Annotated in this window: 18 protein-coding genes and 1 tRNA gene; 8 read left to right on the top strand and 11 right to left on the bottom strand. The window is 37.9% G+C overall.

The genetic code is table 11. The features are described from left to right. From nifE to VIK44_RS00115, 10 genes are all read right to left on the bottom strand, one after another. On the bottom strand, window positions 1-1,207 hold a 1,207-nt coding region (nifE, locus tag VIK44_RS00160), incomplete at its 3' end, for a nitrogenase iron-molybdenum cofactor biosynthesis protein NifE (protein WP_331551793.1). A 62-nt stretch (window positions 1,208-1,269) separates the two neighbouring features. Next, complete coding sequence (nifK, locus tag VIK44_RS00155) at window positions 1,270-2,634, bottom strand: nitrogenase molybdenum-iron protein subunit beta (protein WP_331551792.1); 1,365 nt, start codon at window positions 2,632-2,634, stop codon at window positions 1,270-1,272. Beyond that, window positions 2,634-4,220: a nitrogenase molybdenum-iron protein alpha chain gene (gene nifD / locus VIK44_RS00150; protein WP_331551791.1), complete on the bottom strand. Its 1,587-nt coding sequence runs from the start codon at window positions 4,218-4,220 to the stop codon at window positions 2,634-2,636. The genes nifK and nifD overlap by 1 nt, the downstream gene beginning before the upstream one ends. Before the next feature lie 15 nt (window positions 4,221-4,235). Next, window positions 4,236-4,619: a P-II family nitrogen regulator gene (locus VIK44_RS00145; protein WP_331551790.1), complete on the bottom strand. Its 384-nt coding sequence runs from the start codon at window positions 4,617-4,619 to the stop codon at window positions 4,236-4,238. 14 nt (window positions 4,620-4,633) lie between these two features. Beyond that, window positions 4,634-4,960: a P-II family nitrogen regulator gene (locus VIK44_RS00140; RefSeq protein WP_331551789.1), complete on the bottom strand. Its 327-nt coding sequence runs from the start codon at window positions 4,958-4,960 to the stop codon at window positions 4,634-4,636. A 28-nt stretch (window positions 4,961-4,988) separates the two neighbouring features. Beyond that, window positions 4,989-5,810 (bottom strand): nitrogenase iron protein, encoded by an 822-nt coding sequence (gene nifH / locus VIK44_RS00135; RefSeq protein ID WP_331551787.1) that lies wholly within the window; start codon window positions 5,808-5,810, stop codon window positions 4,989-4,991. Window positions 5,811-6,362: 552 nt separating this feature from the next. Continuing rightward, window positions 6,363-7,313, bottom strand: coding sequence for a hypothetical protein (locus tag VIK44_RS00130; RefSeq protein ID WP_331551786.1), 951 nt, complete (start codon window positions 7,311-7,313; stop codon window positions 6,363-6,365). Window positions 7,314-7,323: 10 nt separating this feature from the next. Continuing rightward, window positions 7,324-7,968: a Fe-only nitrogenase accessory AnfO family protein gene (locus tag VIK44_RS00125; protein WP_331551785.1), complete on the bottom strand. Its 645-nt coding sequence runs from the start codon at window positions 7,966-7,968 to the stop codon at window positions 7,324-7,326. A gap of 260 nt (window positions 7,969-8,228) precedes the next feature. Then, window positions 8,229-8,873: a pentapeptide repeat-containing protein gene (locus VIK44_RS00120; RefSeq protein WP_331551784.1), complete on the bottom strand. Its 645-nt coding sequence runs from the start codon at window positions 8,871-8,873 to the stop codon at window positions 8,229-8,231. Continuing rightward, window positions 8,860-9,123 carry a helix-hairpin-helix domain-containing protein gene (locus tag VIK44_RS00115; protein WP_331551783.1) on the bottom strand — a complete coding sequence of 88 codons (264 nt, stop codon included), beginning with the start codon at window positions 9,121-9,123 and terminating at the stop codon, window positions 8,860-8,862. Before VIK44_RS00115 ends, VIK44_RS00120 begins: the two co-directional genes overlap by 14 nt. 165 nt (window positions 9,124-9,288) lie before the next feature. On the opposite strand from VIK44_RS00115, the gene VIK44_RS00110 reads away from it, so the two are divergent. From VIK44_RS00110 to VIK44_RS00100, 3 genes are read left to right on the top strand one after another with little or no spacing between them, the layout of a single operon-like run. Next, window positions 9,289-10,497 (top strand): pyridoxal phosphate-dependent aminotransferase, encoded by a 1,209-nt coding sequence (locus VIK44_RS00110; RefSeq protein ID WP_331551782.1) that lies wholly within the window; start codon window positions 9,289-9,291, stop codon window positions 10,495-10,497. An 18-nt stretch (window positions 10,498-10,515) separates the two neighbouring features. Then, the gene (locus tag VIK44_RS00105) at window positions 10,516-11,463 is read left to right on the top strand and encodes a 3'-5' exoribonuclease YhaM family protein (RefSeq protein WP_331551781.1); all 948 of its coding nucleotides are present in this window, start codon (window positions 10,516-10,518) and stop codon (window positions 11,461-11,463) included. Window positions 11,464-11,474: 11 nt separating this feature from the next. Continuing rightward, window positions 11,475-12,203: an acyl-[acyl-carrier-protein] thioesterase gene (locus VIK44_RS00100; RefSeq protein ID WP_331551780.1), complete on the top strand. Its 729-nt coding sequence runs from the start codon at window positions 11,475-11,477 to the stop codon at window positions 12,201-12,203. A gap of 60 nt (window positions 12,204-12,263) precedes the next feature. Here the strand turns inward: VIK44_RS00100 and VIK44_RS00095 are convergent, their stop codons facing one another. Next, on the bottom strand, window positions 12,264-14,258 hold the full coding sequence (locus VIK44_RS00095; RefSeq protein ID WP_331551779.1) for a fructose-1,6-bisphosphatase: 1,995 nt from the start codon (window positions 14,256-14,258) through the stop codon (window positions 12,264-12,266). Between the two features lie 368 nt (window positions 14,259-14,626). On the opposite strand from VIK44_RS00095, the gene VIK44_RS00090 reads away from it, so the two are divergent. The 5 genes from VIK44_RS00090 to VIK44_RS00070 all read left to right on the top strand — a co-directional run. Continuing rightward, window positions 14,627-15,331, top strand: a complete 705-nt coding sequence (locus VIK44_RS00090) for a GntR family transcriptional regulator (protein WP_331551778.1) — start codon at window positions 14,627-14,629, stop codon at window positions 15,329-15,331. A gap of 53 nt (window positions 15,332-15,384) precedes the next feature. Next, a tRNA-Val gene (locus VIK44_RS00085) sits at window positions 15,385-15,460 on the top strand. 347 nt (window positions 15,461-15,807) lie between these two features. Further along, window positions 15,808-16,635, top strand: a complete 828-nt coding sequence (locus tag VIK44_RS00080; RefSeq protein WP_331551777.1) for a deoxyribonuclease IV — start codon at window positions 15,808-15,810, stop codon at window positions 16,633-16,635. Between the two features lie 202 nt (window positions 16,636-16,837). Continuing rightward, window positions 16,838-17,467: a cobalamin B12-binding domain-containing protein gene (locus tag VIK44_RS00075; protein ID WP_331551794.1), complete on the top strand. Its 630-nt coding sequence runs from the start codon at window positions 16,838-16,840 to the stop codon at window positions 17,465-17,467. 433 nt (window positions 17,468-17,900) lie between these two features. Then, on the top strand, window positions 17,901-18,372 hold a 472-nt coding region (locus VIK44_RS00070; protein WP_331551776.1), incomplete at its 3' end, for an iron-containing alcohol dehydrogenase.

Raw genomic sequence — 18,372 nt, 5'->3', positions numbered from 1 at the left:
CAAGTGGTCTTTCCTTGACGCCTCCGACCAGGATATCGGCGCCCATTTCTTTCATAAAAGATTCCAGTTCAGCCGGGTTTGCATCATCCAAGATAATTGCATCATCATCAACCAGGCTTTGGATCAATTCATAATCCTCTTTACTGCCTGTTTGAGTACCAACCATGACTGTTCTCATTCCGAACTCTTTAAACTGACGAATCAGTGATATGGCTTTAAAACCACCGCCAACATAAATGGCAGCTTTTTTTCCTTCAAGGTTTTTTTTGTATTTATCTAAAAGAGGTAACACTCTGTTTTTTTCTATTTCAATGAAAGCTTTAGCTTTACGGACCATTTCTTCATCATTCATTGCATAAGCAATGCGAAGTAGTGAATCTGAGGTATCATTTACTCCAAAAAAGCTTACTTTAATGAAGGGAATATTATAATCTTCTTCCATTTGTTTAGCGAGATAGGTCATTGAACCTGCACACTGAACCAGGTTGAGCTGGGCTGTTGGTGCTTTTTTTAAAGATTCACTGGTTGCATCACCGGTAATATTGGCAATGGCTTTTACGCCGATTTGTCGAAGATATTCTTTGATAATCCACATTTCTCCGGCAAGATTAAAATCTCCTAAAATATTGACGCCAACTGTTTTTTCAACAGGTAATTCTTTTGGTTTAATAAGGCTCATAATTGCATTACAAGCGGCTTTGTATCCGGTTTTTTTCGTTCCTGAAAATCCAGGGGATTTAACAGGTATGACGCGTATTCTATATTTTTCTTCTGCGGCGTTGCAAACAGCCACAATATCATCTCCGATAACACCTACAATACAGGTGGCATAAATAAATATTAGTTTAGGGGAGTGCATGGCCATGACTTCGTCAATGGCTGCAATGAGTTTCTTTTCTCCGCCAAAGATCACATCGGTTTCTCTTAAATCAGTGGAATAACTATTTCGATATAAATCCCCTCCACTTGAAAGACTTCCCCGGATATCCCAGGTGTAGCTGGAACAACCGATTGGTCCATGAACGATATGAAAAGCATCAGTGATAGGGTTTAAAACAACTCTGGCACCGCAATACACACAGGCACGTTGGCTTACAGAGCCTGAAATACTTTCAGCTTCACATTTAATACCGCTGCCATCTCCGCTGCATTCCGAAAAACGAATCGATTTGGCTCTTTCGGGTAAAATGTCATTTTCATTTCTCATTTTACAGCCTCCTTTCAAATAACAGGGAGGAAAACCTCCCTATTGTTGTAAATAGTATTTAACTACATAATCATTTCCATATCTTCATCGGCACAGTCACGATCCTGACGATCCATGAGAGTGTTTAATATCATCTCTGCTAAACGCATCCCACCTTTATATCCAACAATTGGAAGATAAGAGTGAACATAGCGATCGACAATGGGGAAGCCGGCTCGGACAAAAGGAAGATCTTCAGCTTTAGCAATGTACTTGCCGTGGGTTCCGCCGATAAGAAGATCTACACCATCATTTTTAATCCATTGATGCAGTTCAAACAAATCAACATTGCCTTTGCCAATACAGTCTTCAACTCCGAATTTTTCGAAAAGTGCTGCCACTTTTTGTTCGAAAATTTTACCAGGTGTTCCAGTTGCCAGGTATTTTGGAATCATACCCATTTCTAGGGCAAATTGTGCCAAAGCAATGACGGTATCAGGATCACCGTAAATAGCAACCTTTTTATTTTGGGTGTACTGATGTGAATCTAACAAGATATCAACCAGCTGTCCCCGTTCCTCTTCAATAGCATAGGGTACTTCATTTTTAGAAAAATGATTCAGAGCCATGATATATTGATCCGTTAATTCAATCCCAATAGGTAAGGGAAGTACTTGGTAGGGAACCTTGCATTTCTTTTCTAAAAATTCTGCTGGCATTTCAGAAGTCATTTCACCCAGGCCAACAGATAATTCACAGTTTCCAAGGTCTTTAATTTCATCGATCGTCGTGCCGCCTTTTGGAAACATAGTGTAAGTACCGGTCATTGGAGCATCCATAACACCACTGGTATCTGGAAGCATAATATATTCAACTCCCATAAGGGTCATGAGTTTCTTCATTTCACGCATATCACCAGGATTTACAAAGCCAGGGAAAAGGCCAAGTTTGCCATTTTTAACGCCTGTGTTTTCAGATAGATATTTAATTAATCCTGTGATCATGTTGGAATATCCGGTAATGTGTGAACCCACATAACTTGGGGTATTCGCATGAACAACAACTTTTCCTTCAGGAATTTTAGCATCATTGATGTAACCGACAAGGTCATCACCAATGGTTTCGCTAAGACAGGTGGTATGAACAGCAATAATATCAGGATCGTAAATATCAAAGATATTTTTAATGGCTGTCTTTACATTAGAACCGCCTCCAAAAACAGAAGCACCTTCTGTAAATGAGCTTGATGATGCAATGGCAGGGTCTTTAAAATGTCGTGTTAAGAACATTCGGTGGAAAGAACAACATCCCTGTGATCCATGGCTATGTGGCATACAATTATGAACGCCAAGAGCAGCATACATTGCTCCCACAGGTTGACATGTTTTTAATGGATTAATTCGAAGTGCGGATCTTTCAGCTATTTCTTTTGGTGTTAAATCTAACATTATTCTGTACCTCCTAAACTACCTTCTAATGTTGGCTCTCTTTTCCAGGGAGCTTGAACTAAGTCCCAAGCTGGTGTGTTAACAGCTAGTGTTACATCTCTGGCAAAGTTCAGTGCACCTTTAAATCCAGCATACGGACCGCCGTAGTCATAAGAATGTATCTGTCTTGAAGGGATTCCTGCTTTTTGAACCACGTATTTATCCTTGATTCCGGAAAAGAAGATATCCGGTTTCAATAATTTTACAAATTCTTCAGTTTCAAAATGGTTAAAGTCATCGGTGACTGTTGCATTCGGGCTAAGTTCTGCCCATAAACCATCATAGGACTCAATGGGTAAACCGGCTTTCTTTAATTCTTCAAGTTGTTCATCGGTATGAAAAGTTTTGAATTTAGCAGGATCTTTTTCTACAACAATACTCTCAATGTTTTTAGAATCAGCATCCATTTTAAGTGGCAGTACTTGACGACCTTCATAATCATCCCGATGTGCGAATTCATATCCCGCCAAAACAACTTCAACACCAAGACTTTTTAATAAATTGATAAAATGATGTGTTCGTGAACCGCCAACATATACAGCAGCTGTTTTGCCTTCAAGTTTTGTTTTAAAAGCGGCCATAGCTTCCTTTATTTCATCTTCTTCATCAGCAATGACGGCTTCAGTTCTTGCAGTCAAATCAGGATCATTGAAAAAAGCAGCAACATCTCTTAGAGATTTTTTAATGCCATTAAGTCCAATAAAATTAACTTTCAACCACGCGGTGCCATATTTTGTTTTTAACATTTCTGCAATATAGTTAATGGAACGATGACATTGAAGTAAATTCAGGTCAGCAGTGTGGGCATTTTTCATTTCTTCAACACTGCCATCACCGGTCATTACGGATACAATGTTATAGCCAATGCGTTTTAGTATTCGTTCAATTTCCCAACCATCGCCACCAATATTGTATTCACCTAAAAGGTTAATAGAATATTTCACGGGTTCAGCGTCTCCGGTACCAATAATATGTTTCATTAAACCATTGTTGGCAATATGATGTCCACCGGATTGACTGACGCCTTTGTAACCTTCACAACTAAAGGCTAATACCTTAATGCCGTACAGTTCTTCAGCTTCGGCAGCCACAGCATGAATATCATCACCGATAAGGCCTACCGGACAGGTTGAGCAAATCATAATACAGGCAGGATTAAAAATTTCAACCACTTCTTTAATGGCTTTTTTTAATTTTTTCTCGCCGCCAAAGACAATATCTGTTTCCTGCATATCCGTTGAAAAACAATAATCTGAAAAGTCCTTGGTATTTTCATCACCTTTGGATTTACTGCGTCGTGTTCCCCAGGTGTAGTAGCTGCATCCAATGGGTCCATGAACGATCGTCGCGACATCCTTTAAAGGTCCGATGACAACCCCTTTACATCCAGCGTAACAGCAACCACGGTTTGTTAATATTCCTGGGATTGCTCGTGTATCCGCTGCGATAAGATTAGGTTCGCCTTCTTCAAATTGAATAATATGTTCTTTTCGGTTTTTATATATTTTTGAACTATATTTGTCGAGTACTTTATCTCTTGAATTCAATTAAATCACCTCTTTCTAAAATGCGTCGGCATTTTTTTCTCCACTACGTACACGAATGGATTCCATAATAGGAAGGATAAATATTTTTCCATCGCCAGCATGGCCCAATGTGTTCGTATCTATAATAATGGAAACGACTTTATCAACATCACTATCTTCTACAATGAGTGTGAAAAATCTTTTTGAAATCAATCGAGTTGGTTCAGTAAGGGCTTCACCGGCATTGGATACTGGCAATTCTCCGGACTCAACAATATCTTGAATGATTGATAAATCAACTGTTTTTTTACCTCGGCCAAGGACCTTTACACAAGTGAATGCCGGAAAGCCTTCTTTTATTAGAGCTTCTTTGGTTTGGTTAACTTTATTCTGTCGAATAATCGCCATAACTTCTTTCATTTTTGGGCCTCCTTTTACAGACCGGGTTTTCCGGTACTGATAGTATATGCTTCTTCAACAGGTGAGATAAAAATACGACCATCTCCAAAAGCACCTTTTTCTCCTGTTTTTGCATTTTTCATAACAATTCTTACTACATCATCTTTATCTTCATCATTAACAATACACAGTAACATTACTTTTGGAAGTTCATCGTAATAAATATCTCCGACTTTAATTCCCTTTTGCTTGCCACGTCCGTAAACATCTAATTTCGTTACGGCTGAAAAACCGCCAGATAACATTTCCGATAATACAACCCCTGTTTTTTCGGGTCTGATAATTGCTCGTACCATTAACATAAATTTTTACTTCCTTTCAATTTATAAACTAAATATCCATCAATCCATGTTCCATCAGGATCTCTTCGAGTCTATCCTGAGCCATGGGTGTGGGAACAACAAACATTTTATTGTTATCAATAGCAGTGGCTAGATTTCTATATTCCTGAGCCTGGTCAGCAGCATCATCAAATTCCAAAACGGTTTGTTTATGGATTTCTGCACGCTGTACCATATTGTCACGGGGAACAAAGTAAATCATTTGACTCCCAAGTTCTTTGGCAAAAGCTTCAACCAGTTCTTTTTCACCGTCAACGTTACGGCTGTTGCAAATGATTCCGCCTAGACGAATACCACCAGTTGTTGCATATTTTTTAACACCTTTTGCAATATTGTTGGCAGCATATAATGCCATCATTTCTCCGGAAGCTACGATGTAGATTTCCTGAGCTTTTCCTTCACGCATTGGCATTGCAAAACCACCACAGACAACATCGCCTAAAACATCGTAGAAAACATAATCAAGATCATCTTCATAAGCGCCTAATTGTTCAAGCATTCCAATGGAAGTGATAATACCTCGGCCTGCACAGCCAACGCCTGGTTCAGGACCGCCGGATTCAACGCATTTGATGCCGGAATATCCTGGTTTTAAAATTGCGTCAAGTTCAATTTCTTCACCCTCTTCACGAAGTGTATCCAGTACCGTTTTTTGTGCTAAACCACCAAGGAGTAACCGGGTTGAATCTGCTTTCGGGTCACACCCAACAACTAATATTTTCTTTCCCATTAAGCCAAGGCCTGCTGTTAAGTTTTGTGTTGTTGTAGACTTACCAATGCCGCCCTTGCCGTAAATTGCGATTTGTCTCATAATTTCTCCTCCAATATTGTTTTATAGAATACAATGTTTTCTAGTCCAAAAGACGAAAAGAGATCTTACTATTCTCAGAAACTGGGAAAAGTAAGACCTCTTTGTCTTAGGATAAGTTTTAATTGATTTGAAAAAAAGAAGTCTCAGCTGGCTACACACATGGCAGCAAACTAAGACTTCTTTGTCTAATGTTTTGGTATTTAAGTGCAATAAACAAAAAAGAGGTCTTAGTCAGCCACAACATTTGCAACTAGCTAAGACCTCATCGTCTATTGGTTAAATCCGTATTTCATTGTTTTCTATGCCCTAATTATCCTAGGTTTAGAGCCAATTGTCAAGCTAACTATTATTTTAACCCTTTTCATAAAAAATCTGGTTGATGTAAATTCCGCTTTTTTTCATTTGATTTTCATAAAATGACGTATTTATATTGTATACAAAATACAAAGTTTCAAGTGATAGAAGCAATGAAATCATTTTCAGTCAATTTTCATAAAAGAGCAATATTGTTACGAATTATTCCTTAAAAGTTTCTTAAAATTTAGGGAATCATCAGCCGCAATGGGAACATTCAGAACAATTTCCACAAGCCTTAATCACTGCATCATCAAGAATAATTGCTTTTACAACGGTTTTTTTCAGATCCTCTATGATGACATTATCCTGGGCAATTTCAATTTTGTCCCCGGAAAACGATATTTTCATGGGTTCTGGGAAAAATCGTTCAGGATCGATTTTTCCTCGCTTCATTAATGGTTTAATAATTCTTTTTTCGTTATCGGTGGAAATACTGATGGCACTGTTTAATGTCACAAGTGATTTAAGGTTGCCATTTTCATCATAGGAAACAGAATTTTCGTCAGCATTAATACCATGGGCATTGCTATCGTAGGCGATGATGATACCAATGGGTGTATTAATTGGCTCTGGAAGTGCGGGTTCAAAACTTTTCAAGCTGCCATCTTCATATAGGGACAAACCATAGCGTATATTGACTAACCCATCGGGACTTAAAAGCTCGATGCGTTCTCCCGGCCACAGGGTCAGGCTTTTTAACGCCCCGCTTTTATAAAAACAGATGCTGATTACTTTGGCGGAAAATGTACCGATGGCTAAATCAAAGTCAATGGGTGTTGCAAGTTTATATTCATCCTCTTCAGACCAATAGCCGTTGATTTGCCCGTTAAGTGGAAAAAATCGGTGGATTTGCCCATCTTCATAAAAACTGATTCTTTCAACGGATAAAACACCAAGTGGCGTATTGGCTTCAATAGGTTCTTCAAGACTGATGCTTTTTAAATTCCCACTTTGGAAAAATTCAAGTGAAATGCCTTCGCGTTTTCTGGCGCTTGCTGCACCGTAATTTGGTATTAACTTTCCCACAGGGGTAGAGATCAAATTCTTTTTATCCAGGGCACAGGCTTTTGGAGAGCCGTCTGCATAAGTTTCAGAATAAGTGACCCCTTCAAGTTTGCCGTATTTTGGTAAGAGTAATTCAGACATAATAGCCTCCTTATATTTTACAGTTAGTATGTGTAACAATCACATGGGTACTTTCATCATTCTTTTTTAGAACTTCATAAGTCAGTTTCATGGCGTCAAAGGTTTTATCAAACCAAGGCGGGATATGCTCACAGACAATATCAAGGGACACAAATGGGACACCTTTAAAAAATGGCAGTAATGCCATTTTAGAAGTGATTTCAGGTGTGCTTTTTTGCATTTGAACTAAATCAAATATATAATGTCCGGGAATATCACTTTCTTTTGGAGACTCTGGAGACTTATTCATTAGATCTGCACTTTCCAAAGGGGTAGCGATTAAATCCTCCTTAATCGCATCTAAAAGCTCTAAATCAAAACTTTCAACTTCGCAGATAATGAATTCTGCTTTATCAAAAGTATGATAGGGAATACCTGTTATGGATTTGGTTATAATAACTCGGCAAGAGCCGAGCTGATTAATAATGTTTTTTATGTTGTCACGAATTGTTGTAAGTTCCCCAGTAAGCACAGGTTTACATGGAAAGTCTTTTGATATTTGCCAGCCCTCTTCTTCTTTGGCATATAAAACCCAGTGAGTCATTTCATTGAAACTGGATACCTGATCCTTATCATTAAAAAAAACGGTCATTAAATCATAATTTTCTTTCTTCATGTTTTCACCTCTAAGAGTATTTCAATTTTTTTCAGAATAAAATAATATTGGTAGTATAGCATATAAAAATTAGTGGTGTATCTGTTTTTATTTTCAAATCAATTCGATATTTCATATGAAAAGGTTTAACATTATTAAATATTAGAGCAATACACTCACTATTTTGAAATTTAAATTATTTCTTAAATAAATTCAAAATAGAAAAGACAACCCCAAAAAAGGTTGTCAGGATGGGATATGAAGTTGCTCTAGTTAATTCATTATCTCACAATTAATCCCAATAATTTTGCCAGCTCTGCCGCCTGATACGTCGTAACAATGGCGCCTTTTAATTCTTCACCTGACACTATAAGACCATCAATTTGGCATTGGGTAAAGTCGATTCCTTTTAGTGGGGTTTTGAAAAAACTGGTTTCAATAAATCGGACTTCATTAAAAGCAATGTTTTTAAGTTTGCACTCCGTAATGCTGGAATGACTCATATCGCAATCAGAAACTTCGAAATTCGACATTTTTGATTTCCCAAAATTTGCATATTGAAAATTGCTGTTTACCAAAGAGATGTTTTGGAATTCTGCATTGAGAAAATCAGCGCCGATTACTTTGCATGCTGTGAATTCACAGCGGCTAAAGTACCCATCGCAAAAATCACTGTTGGAAAGGTTACAGGATTTAAAGTGGACATCTCTAAAATCAATTTTATTAAACGAGCAATGGATAAATTCACAGTTTTCAAAAATAATATCTTTAAATGATAGTCTGGACAAATCAAGTTCTTTAAATCCGAGTCCCTTAAAATGGGTTTCCTCAATATCAGATTCTTCACGCTGAGCATTTTCTAATAGTGGTAATAAATCATCTGAGATGACTGGATCTTTTGAGAGATTGGGCTTAATGATTTTCATTGACATCCTTCCAATTCCACCATTTTAACTTTTCCGGCTCATGGATTTCGTTTTCTGCAAAATATACGGCTAACCGATAGACATAGAGAACACAAAGGTCCTCTTTAAAACCTTTAAACACGCAATCCCTGGCATACAGGGCTTCAGGATCCTGTCCTTTTAAATCCTCCACAACTTTAATACCAATATTTATAAGATGTTCTTTCATTTTTTTACCGACACTGGGGATAGTTAATAAATCAGTTTGCATAACAGCACCTCTGTTTTATTATACTCTATTTTGTTGATTACAGTCAGTTATAATTAGAATAATATTTTTCTAATATGCCTATGAAATTTGCAATTTTCAGGAATAAAGCTTATAATTTTCTTTGAAATAAAAAGTACGATATTCAAATGAAAACAGGAGAAAAATATGGAAACATCCCAGCGAATAAAGAAAATGAGCGAGCCAGCTCTGCTTAAATATTATGCTCTGGTTGACTCTGTTCAGAAAAAAGGAAAAAAAGTTTATTTTCTTAATATTGGTCAACCGGATATTCAAACCCCTAAGGGATTTTTAGAAAGAGTGAATTGCTTAAATGAAAAGGTTTTGTCCTATCAGGCTCCCGAGGGGATCATACCACTCAGGGAAGCAGCCTGTGGTTATTATGGGCGGTTGGGACTGAATTATTTGATTGAGGATTTATTGGTCACCAGTGGCGGGAGTGAAGCCCTGCTGTTTACCTTCATCGGCATTTGTAACCCTGGAGATGAAATCCTTGTAGCTGAGCCACTTTACAGCATTTACAAGGAAATGGCGGCTGCCACAGATGTGAAACTGGTTGGTTTTAAAACTTACGCTGAGGACGGCTTTGCTCTTCCTGATATTTCGATTATTGAAGCGGCTATAACGCCTAAAACCCGTGGCATTCTAATGACAAACCCGGGAAACCCCACAGGAAAAGTCTTTACGGCAAAGGAAATCGGTGTTTATATTGATCTGGCTTTAAAGCATGATCTCTACCTGATTTCTGACGAGGTTTATCGGGAATTCGTCTATAAAGATCAAGCTTATCTTAGTCCGGCCCAGTACCCGGAGATGAGTCAAAACTTTATTCTCATCGACAGCATTTCTAAACGTTACAGTGCCTGTGGTGTTCGTATCGGCTTAATTGTTTCAAAGAATAAAGTATTAATGAAGCAATTAAAAAAACTTTGCCAAATGCGGTTGGCAGTATCCACGGTGGATCAACTGGGTGCGGTTTCCCTGTTTGAGCTGGATCAGCACTTTTTTGATGACACATTAAAAGAATACACCCATCGCCGGGAAATAGTGAACACAGCCTTACAGGAAATTCCCGGGGTTATTTGTAAAGAACCCAAGGGAGCCTTTTATTTCATGGTAAAGCTCCCAATCAAAAATGCCTGCCATTTCATTGAGTGGATGATCACAGACTTTGAGTACAAAGGCGAAACCGTGCTGTTGTCACCTGCCAATGATTTTTATTTGAATCCCGATGATGGCGCCGATGAGGTCCGGATTGCCTGTGTGCTCAACGGTGAGGAGATGCGCATTGCCATGGAAATACTAAAACGTGGATTGGCAGCTTATGGCTGTGCCTTCCCGGAAGCTTGTAAATAAGAGAACGAGGAGAATAATTTGGAAATTAAAACAGTAAAAAAGGGCCAGGATTATCTGGGCTATTTATTTATTAAATCACAAATAACAAAAACAGCTACCAATGGTAATCGCTATTTTAATATGGTTTTAAATGACACTAATTTTGACGAAATTGATGGAAAAAAATGGGACGTAAAGCCTGGGGATGAAGACCTGTTCACCAATGGGAAGCTGGTGAAAATAAAGGGGAAGGTCCAGGAATTTAACAATCGTCTCCAGCTTATCGTCGAAAAAATGCGGGTTGTGGATGAAAGTGACGATGTACAAGTGGACGACTATGTAGAAACGGTGCCGGTGGATATCAATGAAATGATGGGATATATTAATGATACCATTGACGACTTTAAAAGCGAAGATTTTCGTGCCATAACCCATAAGATTTTCAATGATAAAACAGCTGATCTGATCTATTTTCCGGCAGCGAAAAAGCATCATCACGCCATTAAAGGGGGATTGCTTTATCATCTTTATACCATGCTGAGAATTGGAAAAAGTCTGGTGACTATTTATCCGTTTATCAATAAAGATTTACTGTATGCAGGGATTATTCTTCATGATATCGGAAAAATCAATGAGATGGTATCAGATGAAAACGGATCTGTTTCAGACTATTCCCCGGAAGGCAAGCTTTTAGGACATATCACCCAGGAAATTGTTGAGCTGGAAATCGTTGGTCTTGAACTGGGAACTGATTCTGAGTGTATCATGCTTCTAAAACATATGATTCTATCCCATCATTATCTACCAGAGTTTGGAAGCCCCAAAAAGCCAATGTTTCCCGAGGCAGAGTTATTGCACCATATTGATATGATTGATGCCAGAATGTTCACTATGGAAAATGCTCTGAATCGAGTGGAATCGGGATCCTTTACTGGACCCAACTGGAGCCTGGATGGGATTAGTCTGTATCGTAGAAGCTTTGAATAGAGAATAATCACATGGCGATTATTACAAAGGAAAAAAAACGGATTGCCTGTTATGAATCAGATTACAATGGGAAGATGCTGCCAACGGCAGCCATGAACTATTTTCAGGAGCTATCCACATATCAGGGGGATATTTTGGAGGTTGGAGGCAGATTTTTGCAAGAAAATCAGGTTTCCTGGTTTTTGGTAAAATATATCATTCGCTTTATGTCTTATCCCCGACATAAAGATCAGGTAACCGTAACCACCGAGGCCACCGGCATGGATAAATTTTGTGGTACAAGGCGCTTTACTATAGAAGATTCAAAGGGAGAGAAAGCAGTCATTGGAGATACCCAATGGCTGCTCATGAATCGTGCCACCCAAAAAATGGAGCGGATTAACAACTTCCCTGAATTTGAAGCTTATGAATGCTTTGAAAAAGGGGTGCCCTTATTTAAGAAGATTGCAAAAATTTCGGATTGTGATTTGCAAAAGACCTTTAATGTGCGATTTTTAGATATCGATTTCAACAAACATGTTAACCATGTTAAATATCTGGCCTGGGCTATTGAAGTTTTACCTTTGGAAGTCCTTAAAACCATGGTTCTAAGCGAGGTGAAGATTGTATATAAGGCCCAGGGATTTTATGGAGATCAGGTGAAAGCTATGGGTGAAATGGTTGATAAAGGGCATTACCGGGTAGAAATTGTTAACCAGGAGGACGTGCTGCTTTGCCAGCTGGAATTATTATTGGATTAGCCTAAATTGGAATAAAAAAGAACACAGATAATGACTTATCTGTGTTCTTTTTAGATGTTTCTAATATAATTTTTCTTTTATAATTCCTTTGCGATAAGTGGCAATGAGCATTTCCAGGTCGGCTATCTGATTCATAAGCTCTTTTCCGTTATCCGTATCTCGAACCCGTTTTCTCTCAGTTGTTTTTTCAACCACCATTTGGGTCGAATGAATATCCGCACCTTCGGTAATCGCCTTTTCCACTGACTCAAAGGGGTCATGACTGATAAGAATCAGACCATAGGAATTGTAGGTTAGAGTATAGCCTGCAATGCCGGTTGTTTTTTGGTAGGCTCTGGCGAATCCCCCATCAATCACCAATTGCTTTCCATTGGCGCGGATAGGACTTTCGCCAGAGGTGGTTTTTACGGGGATATGTCCATTGATCAGGTGCCCTTCTTCAGGGTCTACGCCAAACTCCGCAAGAATTTTTTTAGCCAGCGTATCATCCTCGTCAATAAGGCTGTAAAAAGGCGAATAATATTCTTTGTGGGATGTTTTATCATCAATGAAATATCGTTCAAAAGTAGCCATTTTGTTTTTTCCAAAGAGCGGGGAATCCATATGGCACCACAGGAACCAGAGAAAGTCGGTGCCGGTATGGCTGGGATCCTTATCAGAATTTCCAAAGAATGCTTCTCTTGCCATTTGGTCGTATTTATCCATGAGTGACTTTCCTGAATAACAATGTTCGCCAATTTGTTTTATTTTAAAACTGCCATCCTTTTCAAGAAGAACACAGGCATGAAACAATAAATTATCATTATAAACTTTATACATGCTGCCTTTGGCATACATAAAACGAATATGCTTTTGAAGCTTTTCACTGTGAAGGAATGTGTAAACCAAACGGTCCATAACCATTGCTTCGTCTTCACTTAAAGTATTGGGGTTTTCAGGATCCAGAGTAGGAAAGAATGTATCATTTAAAGGATAGACGATCCCCTCAACAGAAACGGTGGCATTTTCAAAATTAATATTTCTTAAAAGCTGGCGTTTTTCCATTTGGTATTCGGGATGATTGTCAATGAGAACTTCTTCCAGTTTAAACTGAATAACGGATATGGCCTTGTGCATTTTTGCCATGAGCGTAATTTCCTGGTCTGAGACGCAGTCACTATCAGAAAGTTTTGGCATAAATTGCTGACAGGCATCATCGGTGTAGGTTCGGTTTGAAAAGGAGGCTAAAGGTAAGAGATTAATACCGTAACCATTTTCCAATACGTCCATATTGGCATAACGAAGGGCAATACGTACGACATTGGCAATACAGGAGGGATTCCCGGCAGCGGCCCCCATCCAGAGAATATCGTGGTTACCCCATTGCATGTCCAGGGAATGGTGACGCATAAGTGTATCCATTACAACATCTGAGCCAGGGCCGCGATCATAAACATCACCAATGATGTGAAGATGATCAATGGTCAGTCGTTTGATGACATAGGAAATCTCAATGATAAAGTGTTGAGCTCGTTCGAGATCCACCAGGCTTTCGATAATCGCATTGTAGTATTCTTTTTTATTGAATCGGTGCTCATCTTCCTGGAGCAGCTCCTCCATAATATAGGCAAAGTCTTTAGGCAGGGCTTTTCTTACCTTAGACCGTGTGTATTTGGATGCGGCAGCGCGACAGACTTTAACCAAACGATAAATCGTAAGCTTATACCAGTTATCTAAAGACTCCTGGGTCTTCATCCGTTTGATTAAATCAATTTTTTCTTGAGGATAATAGATAAGGGTCGAGAGTTCTTCAAGTTCTTCAAAGGCAATGGTGTTATCCAATTCTTCATGAACCTTTCGCTTGATGGCTCCAGATGCATTTTGCATAACATGATTAAAAGCTTCATGTTCACCGTGAATATCTGTTAAAAAATGTTCAGTTCCCTTGGGAAGATTAAGGATGGCTGTCAGGTTAACCACCTCACCAACAGCATTGGTTATGTTTGGAAAGCTTTGGGATAGAAGTTCCAAATATTTTTTGTTTTCCTGAAGCTGTATTTTTGTAAATGCATTCATATAGAGACCTCATTTTCTTATGTTATATCAGCTAATAGCGAATCTTTTCACAATAATTATACACTTGAAAGGATTAAAAAGCCATTAAAAATAACCAGTGATTGTAAAGACAAATAAACCGTTCCATGATAAAATAGAAAAAATAGCATTTCGTAAAAAGTTTGATCGAAACGAAATAATAGCTTTCGAAGAGGTGTGTTCTGAAATGTTAAGTAATAATGGTCAAGGATTTGTAACAGTTTAAACAAATCCATAGATTAAGATAAACAGGTGAATAGAGATGAAGAGAAACATAATTTCAGCACAAAAAGCCATTAGCTGCGTAAATAGTTGCAAAAGGTGGCTTGCATCATGACAGGTGATGAACAATGAGAAAAATTTTATATCTTGATATCGTCAATGATATTAAAGGAAAAATTGAAAAGGGACTTTTGAAACCAGGGGATCTTTTGCCTTCGGAAAATGAAATGGCAGAGCAATTCGACGTTAGCCGAACAACTCTGCGAAAAAGTTTGGCGCTTTTAGTCAATGAAAAGTATATTTACACCATAGCTGGAAAGGGAAACTATGTGTGTGAACCAACCGCGAATCAATATCAGTTTTATTTTGATGAAATTGATAGCCTTAAAGGCCAGGTTGAAGAAGTTAAGCTTGTGAGTGTTGGGGTTATTACACCAGGAAGGAAGCTGATGCGTGAGCTTAAAATTGGATCTTTTGAAAAAGTGATTAAGATCCAAAAAGCAGTGTCTATTAAAAATGAAGTCATACAGTATTCCACCATTTTCTTACCCTATCAAAAAGGAAACCCCATTGTTGAAGATGTGATTAACTTTGCCAGTTTTCACGGGATCATGGAAACTGGCAAAATGCAATTCCAACTTAAAAAGATAATAAACATTAATTTAGTACATCCGCCTCTTGAAGTCCGGGAGAGTTTAAAAATAGATAGTGACGAAAGTTGCTTTTTAGTCGCACAGAACATAATCTCACTTGAAGATAATATGCCCATTAGTTATAATGAATTTTATATTAAAAAGAACTTTTTTACATTAACAGCAGAAACCACGTTGTAAAAAATACTTTACTTTTTGTCTTTATTATTGTAGAATGATCAGGCAGCAAAAGTGATCTCGTAGCTCAGCTGGAAGAGCACTACCTTGACATGGTAGGGGTCGCTGGTTCAAGTCCAGTCGGGATCACCACTTTTAGCATAAGAAAGCCATTTGTAAGAGCTGTAGCAATGGTAAAGTTAGAGAATTAACCAAAAATTAACCAATAGAAACGATATTTAATAGTGGCTCTGTATTATAAATGGCATCAATTAGTGATGCTGTTTTTATTTTTTGGGTTTCCAGAACATGGGAATAGGTTCCCAGAGTTACCATAAGAATTACGAAGACAACCCCCTATAGTCTGATGACCATTTGTAAAACCACTCAAATCATTGCTATGAGATATACAAGATAAAAAAATGCGATACGATGAAAGCTACTTGATTACTCGAAAAATTATGAGATACCAACAGATGATCCAAAAAGGAGAAAGTCGAATGTTAAATATCGGACCACACATATCCATTGCAGGAGGGTTTACAAAAGCTGGTGAAACTGCTCTATCAGTGGATGCCAATACCTTCCAGTTTTTTACACGTAATCCCAGAGGTGGGAAAGCCAAGCCCCTTGATCCTAAGGATGTGGCTGGATTAGTCAGTATTATGAAAGAACATCATTTTGCCCCTTTGCTAGCCCATGCTCCTTATACCTTAAATATGTGTTCTGCTAAACCTGAGACAAGAGAGTTTGCTCAAATGATTTTTAAAGAGGATTTAGAACGACTCGAAAACCTTCCCTGTGAGTTGTATAATTTCCATCCTGGTAATCATTTAGGTCAGGGAGTCGAAAAAGGAATTGAGCTTATTTTAAAAATTCTAAATGATGAAATGTGGGAAGATCAGAAAACCACCGTTGTTTTGGAAACCATGTCAGGTAAGGGAACTGAAATTGGCAGAAATTTTGAAGAATTACAAGCTATAATAGAAGGCGTGAACCTAAAGGGGAAAATAGGAGTCTGTATCGATACCTGTCATATTTATTCCGGGGGCTATGATATTGTTGGAAATCTTGAAGGCGTATTAGAAGATTTTGATCGAATCATTGGGCTCAATCATCTCAAATGTCTCCATCTTAATGATAGTATGATGCCCTTTAGCAGCCATAAAGATCGTCACGAAAAGATTGGCTTTGGAACTCTGGGAGTAGATGCTTTTGAAAAAATTGTGACTCATCCGAGCTTAAGGGATCTTCCCTTTTTATTAGAAACACCTCAGGAAAAACCCCTTGATTTTAAAAAAGAAATTGATTTATTGCGATCTTTTTAAGACCGAACACATGAAAAGACAGACTATATTAAAGCTCAGACTTAGCGTCCAGTGTAATACCTAAGAAAATAGTGGAAGCGTTTACCTTGACAATAATGAAATAAGGGTGTAATATACGAACATAAACATAAACATGTACACACATGTTACACATGTGTTTTTAATTATAATAAAGAAAATCTAAGAGGGAATGGTAAATAAAATGTTGGATTTAAAAGTATTAACACAGGCAGTCGGAGATTTAGAAGAAGAAGAGGTCATGGACCTCCTAAACGAATTTGTAGAATCTAACCCATCTGAACCGGAAGCGCAACAAGCTGTTGCAGCATGTCAGGGTGGTATGGCAATCGTAGGAGATCTGTTCGAAAAAGGTGAATACTTTGTGGGCGATTTAATCTTTGCCGGTGAATTATTAACTGAAGCAATCAACGTTTTAAAACCAGTATTAGCAAGTGGAGAAACGGCTGCTGCCGGAACCATTATTATTGGTACTGTTCATGGGGATTTACATGATATTGGAAAAAATATCTTCAAAAGCATGTCAGAAGCGGCGGGTTTCCAGGTGATTGATTTAGGAATTGATGTCGCTCCAGAAATGTTTGTTGAAAAAGCCAAAGAAAACGAACATTGTATTATTGGGATGAGTGGGGTTTTAACCCTTGCCATCGACTCAATGAAAGAAACAGTGGATGCTCTTAAAGCTGCTGGCATCGATTCTAAAGTTATTATTGGCGGAAACCCGGTGACACAAGAATCCTGTGAATTTGTTGGAGCAGATAAATTTACAACAAATGCTGCAGAAGGGGTAAAAATCTGTCAGACCTGGGTATAAGCACTTTAATTTATTGATCTGTAAAAAATAAATAGTTACAATACAAGTATGCTCTCAGAAAAGAGGATGCAAAGATAAAGGGGAGAGAAGAAAATTCTTTTCCTTTTATCTTTTTTTTATTGCTTTTTTATGTTTATAGCGAGTGATTTTGGATAAGGAGAAGCAAAATGATAAAATGAAAAACAAACGATTGATTGAATTTACGAGAAAAAGCTAGTAATAAGCCAATAAAAATCGGAAATTTTCGTATATATCTAAAAATTACCCTTATTTTGACTAGACAGATCAAATTAATCGTGCTATTATTGATTAAACGGTTTCATAAATCTTATTAATCTAATTATTTGGTGTTGAGACGATATACCAAATAGAGATTTCAAGATTAAATGTGAAATTGAATTTAAAAACTAAAAGAATTCTAGGAGGATTAATTATGGCTATTGCAGATCAAGTATTTGGGTATTTCATGCCTGTAGTGAATTTGATGGGACCTGGTGCAGTTAAAGACGTTGGAAACCAAGCTGCTGGACTCGGATTAAAAAAAGCATTAATCGTAACAGATAAAGGCATGAAAGCAATGGGAATTGCTGATCAAGTAAAAGATATTATTGAAGCTGCTGGAGTAAAAGCAGTTATTTTCGCTGGTGCTCAACCAAATCCAACAGACAAAAATGTTACAGATGGTCTTGAAATGTTCAAAAAAGAAGGCTGTGATTTATTAGTATCATTAGGCGGCGGTTCTTCACATGATTGCGCTAAAGGAGTTGGTCTTCTTGCTGGAAACGGCGGCGAAATCAAGGATTTTGCAGGCGTTAACAAAAGTACAAAACCAATGACCGCATTGATTGCGATTAATACTACTGCTGGTACAGCCAGTGAAATGACACGTTTTTGTATTATCACAA

It is taken from the genome of Acetobacterium sp. (assembly GCF_036508315.1).
GTDB lineage: Bacteria > Bacillota > Clostridia > Eubacteriales > Eubacteriaceae > Acetobacterium.
The sequence above is the reverse complement of the archived record's forward strand: the minus strand, read 5'-3'. Positions and strand labels throughout refer to the sequence as shown.